Source organism: Rhizobium sophoriradicis (genome assembly GCF_003939025.1).
Classification (GTDB): domain Bacteria; phylum Pseudomonadota; class Alphaproteobacteria; order Rhizobiales; family Rhizobiaceae; genus Rhizobium; species Rhizobium sophoriradicis.
The window spans coordinates 327353-343140 of sequence record NZ_RQIH01000004.1 but is presented as its reverse complement, the minus strand read 5'-3'; the positions used below and the strand labels follow the sequence as shown (position 1 = coordinate 343140).

16 protein-coding genes are annotated in these 15788 nt (G+C 63.7%); 10 read left to right on the top strand and 6 right to left on the bottom strand.

The window, feature by feature from the left end:
* Positions 1-64 precede the first annotated feature (64 nt).
* The 3 genes from repC to repA form a co-directional block, all read right to left on the bottom strand.
* A complete protein-coding gene (gene repC, locus EFR00_RS08575) occupies positions 65-1279 on the bottom strand; it encodes a plasmid replication protein RepC (RefSeq protein WP_077989540.1) in 1215 nt (404 codons plus the stop codon).
* A gap of 154 nt (positions 1280-1433) precedes the next feature.
* Positions 1434-2432 carry a plasmid partitioning protein RepB gene (gene repB / locus EFR00_RS08570; protein WP_077989541.1) on the bottom strand — a complete coding sequence of 333 codons (999 nt, stop codon included), beginning with the start codon at positions 2430-2432 and terminating at the stop codon, positions 1434-1436.
* Entirely contained in the window at positions 2429-3625 is a 1197-nt protein-coding gene (repA, locus tag EFR00_RS08565) for a plasmid partitioning protein RepA (protein WP_077989542.1), read from the bottom strand. Before repA ends, repB begins: the two co-directional genes overlap by 4 nt.
* Before the next feature lie 201 nt (positions 3626-3826).
* On the opposite strand from repA, the gene cobF reads away from it, so the two are divergent.
* The 5 genes from cobF to EFR00_RS08540 all read left to right on the top strand — a co-directional run bounded on the left by cobF (position 3827) and on the right by EFR00_RS08540 (position 8169).
* Positions 3827-4591, top strand: a complete 765-nt coding sequence (gene cobF / locus EFR00_RS08560; protein WP_077989543.1) for a precorrin-6A synthase (deacetylating) — start codon at positions 3827-3829, stop codon at positions 4589-4591.
* Between the two features lie 71 nt (positions 4592-4662).
* Positions 4663-6045, top strand: coding sequence for a precorrin-3B synthase (gene cobG / locus EFR00_RS08555; protein ID WP_077989544.1), 1383 nt, complete (start codon positions 4663-4665; stop codon positions 6043-6045).
* Positions 6046-6047: 2 nt separating this feature from the next.
* Positions 6048-6680 (top strand): precorrin-8X methylmutase, encoded by a 633-nt coding sequence (locus EFR00_RS08550; protein ID WP_077989545.1) that lies wholly within the window; start codon positions 6048-6050, stop codon positions 6678-6680.
* Positions 6677-7408 (top strand): precorrin-2 C(20)-methyltransferase, encoded by a 732-nt coding sequence (locus tag EFR00_RS08545; protein WP_077989546.1) that lies wholly within the window; start codon positions 6677-6679, stop codon positions 7406-7408. Before EFR00_RS08550 ends, EFR00_RS08545 begins: the two co-directional genes overlap by 4 nt.
* Positions 7405-8169 (top strand): precorrin-3B C(17)-methyltransferase, encoded by a 765-nt coding sequence (locus EFR00_RS08540; RefSeq protein WP_077989547.1) that lies wholly within the window; start codon positions 7405-7407, stop codon positions 8167-8169. Before EFR00_RS08545 ends, EFR00_RS08540 begins: the two co-directional genes overlap by 4 nt.
* Here the strand turns inward: EFR00_RS08540 and EFR00_RS08535 are convergent.
* Entirely contained in the window at positions 8133-8903 is a 771-nt protein-coding gene (locus EFR00_RS08535; protein WP_077989548.1) for a cobalt-precorrin-6A reductase, read from the bottom strand. The two genes, EFR00_RS08540 and EFR00_RS08535, sit on opposite strands and share 37 nt — an antisense overlap.
* Here EFR00_RS08535 and cbiE point away from each other — a divergent pair.
* Together cbiE and cobM are read left to right on the top strand one after the other, a co-directional pair.
* Positions 8902-10134, top strand: a complete 1233-nt coding sequence (cbiE, locus tag EFR00_RS08530) for a precorrin-6y C5,15-methyltransferase (decarboxylating) subunit CbiE (RefSeq protein WP_077989549.1) — start codon at positions 8902-8904, stop codon at positions 10132-10134. The two genes, EFR00_RS08535 and cbiE, sit on opposite strands and share 2 nt — an antisense overlap.
* A gap of 4 nt (positions 10135-10138) precedes the next feature.
* Positions 10139-10897, top strand: a complete 759-nt coding sequence (cobM, locus tag EFR00_RS08525) for a precorrin-4 C(11)-methyltransferase (RefSeq protein ID WP_009990203.1) — start codon at positions 10139-10141, stop codon at positions 10895-10897.
* 86 nt (positions 10898-10983) lie between these two features.
* On the opposite strand, the gene EFR00_RS08520 is transcribed toward cobM, so the two are convergent.
* Together EFR00_RS08520 and EFR00_RS08515 are read right to left on the bottom strand one after the other, a co-directional pair.
* Positions 10984-11796, bottom strand: a complete 813-nt coding sequence (locus tag EFR00_RS08520; protein WP_077989550.1) for a TIM barrel protein — start codon at positions 11794-11796, stop codon at positions 10984-10986.
* A 163-nt stretch (positions 11797-11959) separates the two neighbouring features.
* Entirely contained in the window at positions 11960-12988 is a 1029-nt protein-coding gene (locus EFR00_RS08515) for a LacI family DNA-binding transcriptional regulator (RefSeq protein WP_077989760.1), read from the bottom strand.
* Positions 12989-13118: 130 nt separating this feature from the next.
* Between EFR00_RS08515 and EFR00_RS08510 the strand changes: the two genes are divergently transcribed.
* Genes EFR00_RS08510 through EFR00_RS08500 form a run of 3 tightly spaced genes read left to right on the top strand, consistent with a single transcriptional unit; the run spans position 13119 to position 15781 of the window.
* Entirely contained in the window at positions 13119-14207 is a 1089-nt protein-coding gene (locus EFR00_RS08510) for a fatty acid desaturase family protein (RefSeq protein ID WP_009994784.1), read from the top strand.
* Positions 14208-14228: 21 nt separating this feature from the next.
* Complete coding sequence (locus tag EFR00_RS08505) at positions 14229-14543, top strand: MocE family 2Fe-2S type ferredoxin (protein WP_040141379.1); 315 nt, start codon at positions 14229-14231, stop codon at positions 14541-14543.
* An 11-nt stretch (positions 14544-14554) separates the two neighbouring features.
* Entirely contained in the window at positions 14555-15781 is a 1227-nt protein-coding gene (locus tag EFR00_RS08500; RefSeq protein WP_077989551.1) for an NAD(P)/FAD-dependent oxidoreductase, read from the top strand.
* Positions 15782-15788: the final 7 nt, after the last annotated feature.

Genomic DNA, 15788 nt, shown 5'->3' with positions numbered 1-15788 from the left:
CTCATCGACATGCCGCATCTCCTTCTAACCCTCGCAGCTGGCGCGAGGCTTTTTGGCCAATCGGTCACCCGGTTCTCCTCGCCAGCGGACCATTTGCCCGCATCAACGCCATCAGCATCGGCCCGAGCGAGAATTCGCCGCGCTCCGCCCTTCGGGTCAGGTCGCGCAGATAGCCTCCGGCCGAGTTGATATGGCCGCCTCGCTCCAGAATGCAGGCGATCACCGTGGCGGCGTTTTCCGGCCCCATGATTTCGCAGGCCTCCTGATAGGCGCTCGGGCTGACGCCCAGTGTCGAGCGGACGATGACGGCCGCGGCCATTAGATCCCGCCAGCTGCCGATCCCGCCGCCCGGCCCATAAGCGATGATCTCGGGGCAGGCCTGCAACACCATGGCAAGCGGGAAGGATTTTGGCGGCTCCCGCCACGCCCGCGCTTCTTCCTCCGGCTTTGCGCCCTGCTTCGTTTCGAAGCTTGGTTCAAGTTCAGATATGGGGTGTGGGTTTGAATTATGTATGTGCCGACCGTTTTGGCTGTCATTGGCGTCTGTTTTTTCTGTTTTCGTTTTCGATTCCAGCGTCTTGATGATCATTCCGCGGAACGCGTCGAGATCCGTCAGGAGGCTTTTCATCTCCGCCGCCGACGGCCGACGCGGCAGGCTGGCCGAGAGCAGATCGAAATGCTTCTGCATCTCGATCCATTCGCCCGCAATTTCCTCTTCCAGCGCGATCTCGATCAGTTTGGCTATGTCACGTCGGCAGAGCGTCAGACGCTCTCTCAGACGCTTCCATTCGAGCCTGTCGGCCATCACCTGGGCCGCCTGCGCTTCGATCTCGCCGGCGCGCGCTAAAAGCGGCGCCAGGCTGAAGCCGAAGGCCTCGCCAAGCCCGCCCTCACCATTGCGGCGGGCAAACCGTTTGCCGTTCGGGCTATCGCGCCGGATGATCAGGCCGGCCTCCACCAGCATCGCCAGGTTCCGCCGCAGCGTCGTGCCGGCCATGCCATGGGTGCGCAGCGACAGCTGCTCATTCGAAGGAAAGACGACGAAACCGTTGGCCTCGGCAATCTCGTTCTTGGGATAGAAGGTCAACAGCGCGTTGAGAACAGCGAGCGCGCGATCGGACACGCCGATCATGTCCTTAGCCTCGCAGAGCGCACGAAAGATCTTCCACTTGTCGACCGATGCGTCCGGATCGACCTTGCTGGCGCTTTCCTGACTTGCCAGCATGCCAAGCGTCATCGATCGCCGCCCAAAGGGCGTCGATATATATTGAGGCTCCATGTCCCTCACCTTTTTTCAAGGCAAAAGAAACCTACCACCCAAAAGGATGCCGAAGACGCTTGACAGTGATTCGAGGAAGTGCGATTCTCAGATTGTCCAGATATGAGAAAGGCTTCCGCGGCGGCAACGTTCGGAGGCTTTTTTCTTTTGCGGCCTACTCTCCTGCTTGCAACTTGCCGGCCCGATAGGCTTCGTAAAGCTCATCGAGACGGCGTGAAATGTAAGCGCCGAAATCCGGCGCATCGCCGGTCTTCAACGCGATCGTGAAAGAATTGCCGGCGCTTCTGATTCGGCCGGCAATCTTGCTGCCGCCGCTCTTCGGCTTCCAGTCATATTCCGCCGGCTCCGGCTTCGCCTCTTTCCGGGCGAGCTCGGCAACCAAAAGTTCGAAACGGCGGTCGCTCTCTTCCGTCATGAACCGTTCGGAGGCGACTAGCTTCGCAAGCCGCGCCGCCGTCATCCCGTTCCAGTCCTGGGCAAGCGCCATCCATTTACGCCGTCCGATGCCTGGGGCAGCTCCCACGGAGCGGACGATCTCGGCCGGGATGGCTTTTGCGACCGACAACAGCTTCGACAGCTCCGTCTTGTCGGTCGACAGCGCCTTCATGATAACAGGGCGCTCAAACCCCTTGAGCTCGAGATTGAGGGCAAAGACAGCGCGCTCGATATAGGAAAGATTGCGGCGCGCCGAGTTCTCGATGCCCTGAGCGATGACGACATCGGTATCGTCGAGCTGGCGGACGATCGCCTGCACTTTGCGCCCAAGCAGCTTGACGGCCTGCAGGCGGCGATGGCCATAAGCGATCTGGTAACGGGCCTCGTTGTCGGGATGGCGACGAACGAGCACCGGCACTTCCTGGCCGTTCTCGGCAATCGACTGCACCAGCTCGTCTTCCATATCGAGCGGCTGGTCGGCAAGCCGGTCACGGACGAAAGAGGAATCGATCAGATCGGGATCGAGTTCGACGATGCGTTCGCCGGAGAGCAAAGCCTCCTGCATCGCCCTGCTCTCTTCCTCCATGCGGCCGAGGGTCAGCGCCATCGTCCGGACCGGCCCGGCCGATCCGCGCGAAGAAGACTCTTCGTAGTTGGCCGCGGCCAACTCCTGCGCCGTATCGTCGAAAAGACCTTTCAGGCGATCGCGTCTGCTCATGTCCTGCCCCAGGCTTTGTGAATGCCGGCAAGAACCTCGCTGTTGGCGGCATTGACCGATTCCAACGCCCGATCGTAAGTCGAGCGGCGCACCTGCCCCTTCTCGATTTCGAAGAGCGTCTGCTTGGTCAGGCCGGCATCGGCAATCGCCGTCGACTTGAGAATGGTTGCCGTCAACACGTCATCGCCGAACAGGCTGCGCAACAGCGCGACGATCTGCGACTGGGGGGCGTCGAAAGGTTCGTGGCGAGTGACGACATATTTGATGAAGTCGTGTTGCAGGTCGCCGCCGGCCTTGCGCACGACGGAGAGCAGATCCGAGGTCATCAGCAGGAACTGCGACATGGACGCGACATCGACCATCTGCGGATGGATGGTGATGAGCAGCGATGTGGCGGCGCAGACGGCTCCGAGGGTGAGATAGCCGAGCTGCGGCGGGCAATCGATCACCACGACGTCATATTCGGCCTCGACCTCGGCAATCGCCACGCCGACGCGGCGGAAGAACAACTCGGCCGGCTTTTGGCGATCGTTGAGCGCCCGCGGCGTCTCGTGCTCGAACTCCATCAGCTCGAGATTGCCCGGCACCAGATCGAGCCCGTCGAAATAGGTCTTGCGGACGATATCCTTCAGCGGCTTGCGACCGGCATCGTAGCGAATGGCGCCATACAGCGTATCGCCATCGGAAAGATCGAATTCGGGCTGGACGCCCAGCATGGAGGAAAGCGAGGCCTGCGGATCGAGATCGATGGCGAGCACCCGGTAACCGGCCAGCGCCAGATACTGCGCCAGATAGAGTGTCGTCGTCGTCTTGGCCGAACCGCCCTTGAAATTGGTGACGGCAACCGTCTGCAGCTTCTCGCCGGGGCGCCGCCAGGGAAGATAGGATAGCGCGTCCTTCGGCTTCAGCCTCGCCATATAATGGCGCAATTCATTGATCTGGCCTAGCGTATAGGAGCGCCTGCCATTCTGGGAAAGCTCCGGCTGCGGCCCCTTTCCATCAAGCGAAAGCTGGCGAAGATAGCCGTCGGACACACCGATCATCTGGGCGGCCTCGCCGGAGGAGAATGTCCGCAGCGTCTTTTGCGAGAGCGGCGGAAACAGCTTGTCGCGGAGAAGCTTCAATTGCCGCGAAAGCTGGTTCGCATGCCGCTCAATCCGCACATCTGTCGTCGATACGCTAATGTTGTCCAAAACACCCAATCCTTTTCGATGCGCTTTTCTGTCAACATAGCGCCAAAAAGCGTATTGAAAGTGACACGATTCGGGATTTGCGGCAACAATAGGGGCCAGGGCCTCATCGTCGGCCCAGTTGGCCGCGGCCAACTCCCTGCCCTGCCCTTGCGGCGATCCGGCTTTTTCGGCAAGACCGCCAGGAATCATGGGAGTATTGGCGTGAAGCACATCCATATCATCGGTATCGGCACGGGCAACCCGGAGCACGTCACCATACAGGCAATCAACGCGATGAACGCCGCCGACGTGATCTTCCTGCCGCTCAAGGGCGCCGCCAAGGAAGAGCTTGCCGAAGTCCGCCGCGAGATCTGCGAGCGATATATCACACGGCCGGGGATCAGGATTTCAGAATTCGCAGTGCCGCAGAGACAGACGGCCGACAGAAGCTACGCGCAAAGCGTCGACACCTGGCATGGCGAGATCGCCCATATCTATGGAAAGCTGATCGCCGGCCTGCCCGAGCATGGCAGCGGCGCCTTTCTGGTCTGGGGGGATCCCAGTCTCTATGACAGCACGATCCGCATCGTCGAGCGGGTGCGGCAGCAAGTCGACGTGGATTTCGATTACAGTGTCGTTCCCGGCATCACCAGCATCCAGGTCCTGGCGGCCAGCCACAAGATCCCGGTCAATCTCGTCGGCAGGCCGATCGAAATTACCACGGGGCGCCGGCTGGCGCGGAAGGGGCTCCAGGCGCCCTCGACGGTCGTCATGCTCGACGGCGAACAGGCTTTTGCCAAGATCGACGACCCCAATGCTGAGATTTTCTGGGGCGCTTATCTCGGTACCAAGGACGAGATCGTCCGGTCAGGACGGCTCGGCGATGTCGCGGCCGATATCCTGACACTCAGGAGCGAGGCCCGGCAGCGGCATGGCTGGATCATGGACATCTATCTCCTGCGCAAGGGCCGGGATTTTGAGGAATAGCCGGTCGAGCGTTTCCACCATGTTTTGCCGCGCACGCCGCGATCATGTAAGAAACGGACCGAGGATTGAGAATGGGCATAGAGACCGCCAAGGCGATCGACAAGGGACAGGCGACCGACGGTCATGACCGCGCGGCGGCGAAGCAGCGCGCGCGCGGCACCTGCCCCGCCCTTGCCGCGCCGATGCGGACCGGCGACGGCCTGCTCGTGCGGCTGCGGCCGGCCGGCGGCGCGTTGACGCTCTCGCAATTCTCCGCCCTTGCCCACTCGGCTGCGGCGCATGGAAACGGCATTCTCGAGATCACCGCGCGCGGCAATCTGCAGATCCGCGGGCTGCGGGCCGAGACGGTGGGAAAGCTCGCCGCCGATATCGACGCCGCCGGCATCACGGTGCCGGACGGGCCGGCAATCGAGATCTCGCCGCTGCACGGCATCGACCCGGAAGAGGTGAGCGATCCGGCTGCAATGGAACTGGCATTGCGCAGCAAGCTTCAGGATCTGCTTGCCTCGCCGGGGCTTGCGCCGAAACTGTCGATCGTCATCGACGGCAGTGGGGTGTTCGGCTTATCGGCGCTTTCCGCCGATATCCGTGTCGTCGCACTATCGCAGTCGCATTGGCTGGTCGCCATCAATGGCGATGGTGCGACCGCAACCCCGGTCGCAGTCGGTCCTGCGGAAGCGGCCGTCTCAGCCGTCGGCGAAATCCTGAGCCTGCTGGTAATGCTCGGGCAGGGCAGGCGGGCACGGGATATCGATCCGATGCTGCTGCGAACCCATTTTCCCGCCATGGCCGCCATCCGACCCATTCAGCCCTGCACGACAAGGATGCCGCTATCGGGTGTGCATAGGCTGGCGGACGGCAAGGCCGTGCTCGGCGTGCGACCGGAATTCGGGCAGACGAGGGCGTCCGATCTGACCGCCCTGCTCGATCTCGCCGCCGCCGCAAGCGCAGCGGCCATCCGGCTGGCGCCGGGTCGCGGTTTCTTCTTCCTCGGCTTGCCGGCAGAGAGAGTGCCGGCGATCGAGGCTGCGGCCGCCAGATATGGCTTCAGCGCGCAACCCGGCGAGAAAGCCGAGCAGATCGCCGCCTGCGCCGGCGCCGGTGCCTGCGGCTCCGCCTTTTACGAGACAAGAACGCTGGCACGCCGCATCCTGGCCGCGGCGCCCGCCCTCTTCGACGGCTCGCTGACGCTGCATCTCTCCGGCTGTGCCAAGGGCTGCGCGCATGCGCGCCCGGCGCTGACGCTGACCGGCACGGCTGAAGGTTACGATCTGATCCTCAACGGGTTGGCAATCGATCGGCCGGATGAACGGATCGCTGGCGGTCGGATCGATTTCGCTATAGAGAGGCTCGCCCGGTCCATTGAAGACAACAGAGGCGCTGGCGAATCGGCTGCCGCCTGCCTTACACGGCTTGGCGCAACCGGCGTTTCGAAGGCGCTGCGACAGGAATAGCAATGCCAGACTACGATTATATCCGCAGCGGCGACGCGATCTATGAGCGTTCCTTTGCGATCATCCGCGCCGAGGCCGATCTTTCGCGCTTCACCGAAGATCAAGCCGACATCGCCGTGCGCATGATCCATGCCTGCGGGCTGGTCGAAGCGGCGGAGCATTTTGTGTTTTCCGCCGATGTCGTCAGCGCGGCGCGCGCGGCGCTGAAAGGTGGGGCGCCGATCTTTTGCGACGCGGAAATGGTCGCTCAGGGCGTTACGCGGGCGCGGCTGCCGGCGCTGAATGAGGTGATCTGCACGCTGCGCGATCCCGCCACGCCGGAGCTTGCGGTTAAGACCGGCAATACGCGCTCGGCCGCCGCCATGCATCTGTGGCTCGACCGGCTCGGCGGAAGCATCGTCGCGATCGGCAATGCGCCGACGGCGCTGTTCCACCTGCTCGAACTGCTGCGCGATGGCGCCCCCAAACCCGCTGCTATCCTCGGCATGCCGGTTGGTTTCGTCGGCGCGGCGGAATCGAAAGATGCGCTGGCGGAAAATTCCTATGGCGTCCCCTTTGCCATCGTGCGCGGCCGGCTCGGCGGCAGCGCCATGACGGCGGCCGCCATCAATGCGCTGGCGAGGCCGGGCCTATGACAAGACAAGGCCGCCTGATCGGCGTCGGCACGGGTCCCGGCGACCCGGAGCTCTTGACCCTTAAAGCCGTCCGCGCCATCGAAGATGCCGACGTGATCGCCTATTTCGCCAAAGAGGGCAGGGGCGGCAACGGCAAGGCGATCGTCGAGCCGCTGCTGAAATCCGGCGTGACGTTGCTGCCGCTCTATTATCCCGTCACCACCGAGATCGACAAGAACGACGAGCGTTACCTGAGCCTGATCACCCAGTTCTATGACCGGTCTGCCGAGGCAATCGCCGGCCATCTCGATGCCGGGCGGACCGTCGCCGTGCTCAGCGAGGGCGATCCGCTCTTCTACGGCTCCTACATGCACCTGCATGTCAGACTTTCCCAGCGCTACCCGACCGAAGTGATCCCCGGCATCAGCGCCATGTCGGGCTGCTGGTCCTTGGCCGGCATGCCGATCGTCCAAGGCGACGACGTGCTTTCCGTACTGCCCGGTACGATGGCCGAGGCCGAGCTGACGCGCCGCCTGGCCGATACGCAGGCCGCCGTCATCATGAAGGTCGGCCGCAATCTGCCGAAAATCCGCCGGGCGCTGGAAACTGCCGGACGACTCGGCGAAGCCGTCTATGTCGAACGCGGCACCATGGCGAATGCGGCCATGGCAAAGCTTGCCGACAGGGCCGACGGCGATGCGCCGTATTTTTCGCTTGTCCTGGTGCCGGGCTGGGAGGGCCGCCGATGAGCGGCGCGCTTTTCGTGATCGGCACCGGCCCCGGTAATCCCGAACAGATGACGCCCGAAGCGTTGGCCGCCGTCGACGCAGCGACGGATTTCTTCGGTTATGGACCCTATCTCGACAGGCTGCAGCTCCGCCACGATCAGCTGCGCCATGCCTCGGACAATCGCGAAGAGCTCGACAGGGCAGGGGCGGCACTTTCGATGGCCGCGGGTGGCGCCAAGGTCTGCGTCGTCTCTGGCGGCGATCCCGGTGTCTTCGCCATGGCTGCCGCCGTCTGCGAGGCGATCGAGAACGGACCAGCCGCCTGGCGCGCGGTCGATCTCACCATCCTGCCCGGCATCACGGCGATGCTGGCGGTGGCCGCGAGAGCCGGGGCACCGCTTGGCCACGATTTCTGCGCCATCTCGCTATCCGACAATCTAAAGCCTTGGAATATAATAGAAAACCGCCTCGAATTGGCGGCCAGGGCCGGCTTCGTCATCGCCATCTATAATCCGATCAGCCGGGCGCGGCCCTGGCAGCTCGGCGAGGCCTTCAAGCTGTTGCGCGACCATCTGCCGGCAGCGACACCGGTCATTTTCGGGCGCGCGGCCGGGCGGCCGGACGAACGTATCGCCGTACAGCCGCTGTCCCAGGCGGATGCCTCGATGGCCGATATGGCGACCTGCATCATCATCGGCTCGGCCGAAACGCGGATCGTCACGCGGCCCGGCAGGCCGGATCTCGTCTATACCCCGCGTTTCATGGCGGAGGGGAAGAGGTGATCGACCGCCGCCAGCGCCGCCTCGACCGTTTCGACCGTCTTGACCATGGACGCCTGCGCACGCGTGACCATCATCACCTCGATGCCGAGCAGGCGGGCCGCCTCGATCTTCGCATAGGTGGCGGCGCCGCCGCTGTTCTTGGCAATGATGACATCGATAAGATGCTGCCTCAGCAGAGCCAATTCGCCTTCCAGCGTGAACGGACCGCGATCGAGAATATAATCGACATTCGCAAGCGCAAGCGGCGGCTCGACGGGGTCGACGCTGCGGACGAGATAGTGATGCTGCGCTGCCGCTTCCGCATGATGCGCACCCTGCCGGCCCGTTGCCAGGAAGACGTGGCGGGGCAAGGGGCCAAGCGCCTCGATGGCCGCCGGAATGCTCCGCACCTCCCGCCAATGATCGCCCGGCAGACGCCGCCATTCGGGACGACTGAGAGCGATCGCGCTTATGCCGGTGGCCTCGGCAGCATGAGCGGCATTGGCGGTGATGCGCTCGGCGAAGGGATGCGTGGCGTCGATCAGCAGCTCATATCCGCCCCCCTTCAGGAAATCGGCGAGCGCCGCGGCGCCGCCAAAGCCGCCGATGCGGACCGGAGCCGGCTGCGCAGCCGGTTTTTCGGTACGACCTGCCAACGACAGAAGAACGTCGCAATCGTCACGCGCCGCGAGCGCTTCGGCCAGCAAGCGCGCCTCGCTCGTGCCGCCGAGGATCAGAATGCGAGGTCGTCTCATGTCTGATCTCTCTCCTCCCGGCAATCAGCCCTGGCTGACTATTATCGGCATCGGTGAAGATGGTCCAGAAGGCCTCGGCGAGGAGGCAAGGCGGCTGATCGCCAGCGCACCGGCCGTCTTCGGCGGCGCACGGCACCATGCGCTGGCCGCGTCGCTGGTCACGGGCGAAAGGTTTTCCTGGCAGAGCCCGTTCGAGCGCTCGGTCGACGCCGTCATGCAAAGACGCGGCACCCCCGTCGTCGTGCTCGCCTCCGGCGATCCGTTCCTTTATGGCGTCGGCGCAACGCTTTCCCGCCACGTGGCGGCGGACGAGATGCGCACCATCCCGGCGCCTTCGGCCTTCAGCCTTGCCGCCTCGCGCCTTGGCTGGCCGCTGCAGGACGTCGCGGCGATTTCGCTGCATGGCAGGCCGATCGAACTGATGCGGCCGCATCTGCACCCTGGACGGCGCATCATCGCGCTGACGTCGGACGAGAACGGGCCTCGCGAGCTGGCAAACCTGCTTGCCGCCGATGGCTTCGGTCAGTCGCAGCTTACCGTTCTGGAGGCTCTGGGCGGCTCGCGGGAACGGCGCAGAAGCGCGATCGCGGCGGATTTCGATCTTGCGAACATCGATCCCCTCAATGTCTGCGCCCTCCATGTCGCGGCAGGGGAGGGGGCGCGCATTCTGCCTTTCGTCGCCGGGCTCGAGGACGAACTGTTCGAGCATGACGGACAGATCACCAAACGCGAAATCCGAGCGATGACGCTGTCGGCGCTCGCGCCGCGGCACGGTCAACTGCTCTGGGATATCGGCGCCGGCTCGGGATCGATCGGCATCGAATGGATGCTTGCCGATCCGTCGCTGAAGACGATTGCCATCGAGCAATCGCCGGAGCGGGCGGCGCGGATCGCCCGCAACGCATCCGCCTTCGGTGTGCCGCATCTCGCCGTCGTCGAGGGCGCGGCACCCGGCGCGCTTATGGGCCTGCCCGAACCGGATGCGATCTTCCTCGGCGGCGGCGGCAGCGAGGCTGGCATCGTCGATGCCGCGATTGCGGCGCTGAAGCGGGGAGGGCGGCTCGTCGCCAATGCCGTGACGCTGGAAATGGAAGCCGTGCTGCTCTCTGAACATGCAATCCGCGGCGGCTCGTTGACACGGATCGAAATAGCACGCGCCGGCGCCATCGGCAGCATGAGCGGCTGGCGGCCGGCCATGCCGGTGACGCAATGGCGCTGGACGAAAGGATGACGGAATGACGGTGCATTTCATCGGCGCGGGGCCGGGGGCTGCGGATCTGATCACAGTGCGTGGCCGCGATCTGATCGCCCGGTGCCCGGTCTGTCTTTATGCCGGTTCGATCGTCTCCCCCGAACTGCTGCAATATTGCCCGGCGGATGCGCGTATCGTCGATACCGCGCCGATGTCGCTCGATGAGATCGAGGCGGAATATCTCAGCGCCGCTGCAGCCGGCCAGGATGTCGCACGGCTGCATTCCGGCGACCTCTCGGTCTGGAGCGCGGTCGCCGAGCAGGTGCGCCGGCTTGAAAAACACGGCATCGCCTATACGATGACGCCCGGTGTGCCGGCCTTTGCCGCCGCCGCCTCAGCGCTCCGGCGCGAGCTGACCATCCCGGTCGTGGCCCAGAGCCTGGTGCTCACCCGCGTTTCCGGCCGCGCTTCGCCGATGCCGAACGACGAGACGCTGGCGAAATTCGGCGCCACCGGCGCCACGCTGGCGATCCATCTGGCAATCCATGCGCTGAAGCAGGTGGTGGCGGAATTGACGCCGCTCTACGGCGCCGACTGCCCAGTCGCGATCGTGGTCAAGGCCTCCTGGCCGGACGAGCGCGTGCTGCGGGGAACACTCCGCGATATCGAGGCAAAGGTTGCGGTCGAGCCGATCGAACGCACGGCGATCATCTTCGTCGGCCCATCGCTTGCGGCAGAGGATTTTCGCGAGAGCTCGCTCTACGACCCCGCCTATCAGCGCCGGTTCAGGGGCCGCGAATAGAGTGATACGGTCGGCCGCTCGCCAGCGGCCGACCGTATCGACGATGGGGGCGACGCTTCATTGACAGCGTCGCGTGGCTTTCAGTCTCAAACCCGTGCGGTGAGATAATCCATGCTGGCGCGAAGCGCGCCGGCCGGGTCCTTGACGGCATGAACTTCGGCTGCGAAGGGCTCGAAGGAGAACGGACCCTTGTAGCCCGCCTGCAGCAGCGCCTTGATCTGCCCGGCATTGTCGAGCCGGTCGTCGCCGTCGACGAGCATGCGGTGGGAATCGCGCATATCGGCCACGGAAACAGCGGGGTCACCGACGCCGGAAATGTGCACGAGGCCGGCAAGCTCCGGGAAGGTCGCGGCTTCGCCGGCAAGGTGATGGTGGAAGGTGTCGTGAACGAGCTTGAAGGTCGATTGCGCGCCGAGTTCCTTGATCGCTTCGGCCGCCTCGGTCTTCGAGCGCAGCGAGCAGATCTCGAAACCGAGCGGCTCGACGAGGCCGATAATGCCGGCTTTATCGAGCATCGGTTTCAGCGCCGTCAGGGACTGGCGCAGGTTGGCTTGGCGCTCGCCATCGGCGCAGCCGGTGCCGTCGTTCTTCGGAACGAGGACGAGCGCCTTGGCGCCGCAGGCGCTGGCATAATCGATCAGTTCCTGCGCCTCCCTGGCGCGGGTTTCATTCCACTCGTTGAAGCGCTGCAGCGCGTTGATCGAGATGATCGTCAGCCCGTGGCCCTCGGCGGCTTGCTTGATCGCTTCGGGTTTGGTGCCGTCGAGAATCGCGTTGCCGGAAAGGTCGTTGCGGATCTCGACCTCTCCGATGCCGAGCGACTTTGCCAGCGCGAAGAAATCATCGATGGCAAGCGACGGCGCGGCCATATGGTTGAGCGCAAAGCGGATGGAAGTCATGACGGATATATCCTCCTCATCTCCGCGACATCAGCGGAGCAGTTCCTCGTGAATGGGCCTGCGAATCTCTATCGGAATTCCTGCGGCAATCCATCGGGCATCGCCGCCGCCCGCCCTCATTGCTGAAAGAATGTCAACCGAAATGATAGAATTCTATCATGCTTCAGATATTCTCGGAGATATAGATATCGAAAGGCAGGAAGGATTGGCCGGGAACGACAGCCTCACGACGTTCGATCGCACCCAGCATCAGCGATAAGAGCTCTTTGCAGAGGGCCGGCAGGGGTGTCGCCACAACCATGGTGACGATATCGTCGGCAAGGCCGGCCTTGCTCTCCGGCGTCAGTTCGTTGACGACAAGCACGACGCGGCCGCCGACGCCTTCTTCGCGAAATGCAGTAATCGCCCCTTCCATGCCGCCGCCACAGACGTAAAGGCCGACGAGATCGGGATGCTTCTGCAGCAGTGTCAGGGTTGCCTCATGGGTGATTTCGGCGGTTTCGAGGTTGATCAGCGTATCAATGACATCGAATTGCGGGGCATTCTCACGAAAATAGGAGCGAAAGCCGATCTCCCGCAACTCGTGGCCGTGGAAGCGGTGGCTGCCGACGAAACAGGCGACTTTGCCTGGCTTGAGGGCGGTGCGCGCGATCGTCCAGGCGGCCGTGCGACCGACCTTGCGGTTGTTGACGCCGACATAAGCGTCACGCACGCCCGTGGCGAGATCGGAAAGCAGCGAGAACACGGGAATGCCGCGGTCCTTCAACTCTTCCACCGCCGTCGTCACAGCCGGATAGTCCGGGCCCACGACGGCGACTGCCTGGTTGCGGGCGCCTAACAGCTTGATCTTTTCGACAATGGCGGCAGGGGTCGCCGAAGCGGGGTACTCGATCTGGATCTGAAGGCGGGCCGTGGTGACGGCGCGCGCCGCCGCCTCGATTTCACGGGCGAAGCTCTGGTAGAAGGCCTGCGTTGGTTTCTGCAGCAGGAAAGCGAGCCTGTATTGCGGCAGGTCCTCGAAGACGCGCTGCCGGATGAGGCCGACGGCGTGGTAACCGATCTCCTGCGCCGCATCATAGACGCGCCTGGCTGTTTCCTCCCGCACGCGATGGCGGGCGTTGAGTACGCGGTCGACGGTGGCAACGCTGACGCCCGAGGCGCGGGCAAGGTCGGAGATGGTGGGGCGGCGCATGGTGTTCCTGATGGATTCGCTCATGGATGCTAGCCACTCTTGATGGCTTTTGATAGATTACATCAAGCCTGCATTGAGCCTCGTCCAAAGTCAACCTATCCTCCCGGCAACAGCATTAGGGAGGCGGAGAATGGCGACCGAGACTAAGAAGCGTGACTACGACCTGCTCGGCGAAAGCGGCCGCACCGCCGTCGAGACGGGACTGGCGGCAGCGCAATGGTACCACACCGATATTCCGCGCAAGGAGATGAAGGCGCTGATGCAGCGCTCCGATGCGCCTGGTATCCGTGACACGGTCATCTGGCTCGGCAGCATGCTGGTCCTGGCCGGGCTCGGCGTCTATTTCTGGGGCTCGTGGATCGCTCTGCCCTTCTTCCTCGCCTATGGCGTGCTTTACGGCTCGGCCTCCGACAGCCGCTGGCACGAATGCGGCCACGGCACCGCCTTCAAGACGCGCTGGATGAACGATGCCGTCTACCAGATCGCCTGCTTCATGATCATGCGCAATCCGGTGACCTGGCGCTGGAGCCATGCGCGCCATCACACCGATACCGTCATCGTCGGCCGCGATCCCGAGATCGCCGTCATGCGCCCGCCGGACCTCTTGCGGCTGGTCCTTAATTTCTTCGGCATCCTCGATGTCTGGCATGCGATGATCGACATGCTGCGCAATGCCGCCGGCATCATCGGCGCGGCGGAAAAGACCTTCATTCCGGAGATGGAGCAGCCGAAGGCGATCCGCATCGCCCGCATCTGGCTGGCGATCTATGTCGCCACGTTCGCCGCCGCGATCGCCATGGGTTCGATCCTGCCGCTGATGCTGATCGGCCTGCCGCGTCTCTACGGCGCCTGGCATCACGTGCTGACGGGACTGCTGCAGCATGGCGGACTCGCCGACAATGTGATCGACCATCGGCTGAACAGCCGCACGGTCTATATGAACCCGATCAGCCGCTTCATCTATTGGAACATGAACTACCACGTCGAACATCACATGTTCCCGATGGTGCCTTACCACGCGCTGCCGAAGCTGCACGCGATGATCAAGCACGACCTGCCGGCTCCGAACCCATCGATCTGGTCGGGCTATCGCGAGATGATCCCGGCATTCCTGCGCCAGCTGCGCAACGAGGATTATTTCCTGAGGCGCGAACTGCCGGCCACCGCGCGGCCCTATCGCGAGGAATTCCACAACGAACTCGCTCCGGCGGCGCAGTAATCGAAAATCAGGAGGAGAAAGATGAGCGGAAACTGGATTGAAGTCTGCGGCAAGGACGAGATCGATGAGGAGGATGTCATCCGCTTCGATCATGGCGGGCGCACCTTTGCGGTCTACCGCAGCCCCGACGACGAGTTCTTCGCGACCGACGGGCTCTGCACCCACGAACATATCCACCTCGCCGACGGGCTCGTCATGGATGAGATCATCGAATGTCCGAAACATAACGGCCGCTTCAACTATAGGACCGGCGAGGCCAAGGGCGCCCCGGTCTGCGTCAATCTCAAGACCTACCCGGTCAAGGTCGAAGGCGACATCGTCTTCATTTCGCTCTGACGGAGGCTGTTGTGGCTCATTTCGTGATACTGGGTGCCGGCGAATGCGGGGCCCGCGCCGCCTTCGCGCTGCGGGAAAAAGGCTTTGACGGCGACATAACGCTTATCGGCGCCGAACCCCTTCATCCCTACGAGCGGCCGCCGCTTTCAAAGGCCGGCATCGCCGATGCGGGCAATCCGAAATTCATCGCTGCGGCGAAAAAATACGCCGAGAGCGGCATCCGGCTGCTGACCGGCCTGGAAGCCAGGCATTTCGACACGGCATCCAGGACCGTCACCCTTTCCGATGGGACGACGTTTTCCTATGACAAGCTTCTGCTGGCAATCGGTGCCGCCGCGCGTTCGTTCCCCGGCGCACCGGAAGACAGCGCCCATATCCGTTCGCTGAGGACGCATCATGATGCGGCGGCGCTGCGCGAGACCATGCGGCCGGGGAAGCATATCGCCATCATCGGGGGCGGCTTCATCGGTCTGGAACTTGCGGCGACGGCGCGCCTGCTCGGCGCTGAAGTCACGGTCATCGAGGGGCTGGAACGCGTGCTGAAGCGCGGCGTGCCGGAGGAGATCGCTCATCTGCTCACCGAGCGCCACCGCGCCGAAGGCGTCGATATCCGCTGCGGCGTCTCCATCGAGGCGCTGACGGCGGAAGGCGGGAAAGCCCGCATCCGATTGTCGAGCGGCGAGGTGATCGAAGCCGATCTTGCTCTCGTCGGCATCGGCGCGCGGCCGAATGTCGAGATCGCCGATAGGGCGGGGCTGACGATCGAAAACGGCATTGCCGTCGACAGCTATCTCAGGACCTCGGCGCCGGATGTCTTTGCCGCCGGCGACTGCTGCTCCTTTCCGCTGCCGATCTATGGCGGCCGGCGGGTGCGGCTCGAATCCTGGCGCAACGCCCAGGAACAGGGCACATTGGCCGCGGCCAACATGCTCGGCCTCAACGAAGCCGTTACATCCGTGCCGTGGTTCTGGTCGGATCAATACGACATGACGCTGCAGATATCTGGCCTTGCCGAAGGGGCGGCCACGCATCAGCGTCGCGACCTCGGCGCCGGCGCTTTCATTCTTTTCCATCTCGACGCCGACGGACGGCTGATCGCCGCCAGCGGCATCGGCCCGGGCAATGCGGTGGCGCGCGATATCCGTCTCGCCGAAATGCTGATCGCAGCACGTGCCCATCCGGACCCCACGGCGCTGCGAGCCAATGACGTCAAACTGAAATCTCTCCTGGCCGCCTGAGCCGCCC

Coding starts and splice junctions, on each gene's coding strand:
- EFR00_RS08550 (WP_077989545.1), top strand. CDS start 6,048: ATGCCAGACTACGATTATATCCGCAGCGGCGACGCGATCTATGAGCGT.
- EFR00_RS08510 (WP_009994784.1), top strand. CDS start 13,119: ATGGCGACCGAGACTAAGAAGCGTGACTACGACCTGCTCGGCGAAAGC.
- EFR00_RS08540 (WP_077989547.1), top strand. CDS start 7,405: ATGAGCGGCGCGCTTTTCGTGATCGGCACCGGCCCCGGTAATCCCGAA.
- EFR00_RS08535 (WP_077989548.1), bottom strand. CDS start 8,903: ATGAGACGACCTCGCATTCTGATCCTCGGCGGCACGAGCGAGGCGCGC.
- cobG (WP_077989544.1), top strand. CDS start 4,663: ATGGGCATAGAGACCGCCAAGGCGATCGACAAGGGACAGGCGACCGAC.
- cobM (WP_009990203.1), top strand. CDS start 10,139: ATGACGGTGCATTTCATCGGCGCGGGGCCGGGGGCTGCGGATCTGATC.
- EFR00_RS08515 (WP_077989760.1), bottom strand. CDS start 12,988: ATGCGCCGCCCCACCATCTCCGACCTTGCCCGCGCCTCGGGCGTCAGC.
- cbiE (WP_077989549.1), top strand. CDS start 8,902: ATGTCTGATCTCTCTCCTCCCGGCAATCAGCCCTGGCTGACTATTATC.
- EFR00_RS08520 (WP_077989550.1), bottom strand. CDS start 11,796: ATGACTTCCATCCGCTTTGCGCTCAACCATATGGCCGCGCCGTCGCTT.
- repC (WP_077989540.1), bottom strand. CDS start 1,279: ATGGAGCCTCAATATATATCGACGCCCTTTGGGCGGCGATCGATGACG.
- EFR00_RS08545 (WP_077989546.1), top strand. CDS start 6,677: ATGACAAGACAAGGCCGCCTGATCGGCGTCGGCACGGGTCCCGGCGAC.
- EFR00_RS08505 (WP_040141379.1), top strand. CDS start 14,229: ATGAGCGGAAACTGGATTGAAGTCTGCGGCAAGGACGAGATCGATGAG.
- repB (WP_077989541.1), bottom strand. CDS start 2,432: ATGAGCAGACGCGATCGCCTGAAAGGTCTTTTCGACGATACGGCGCAG.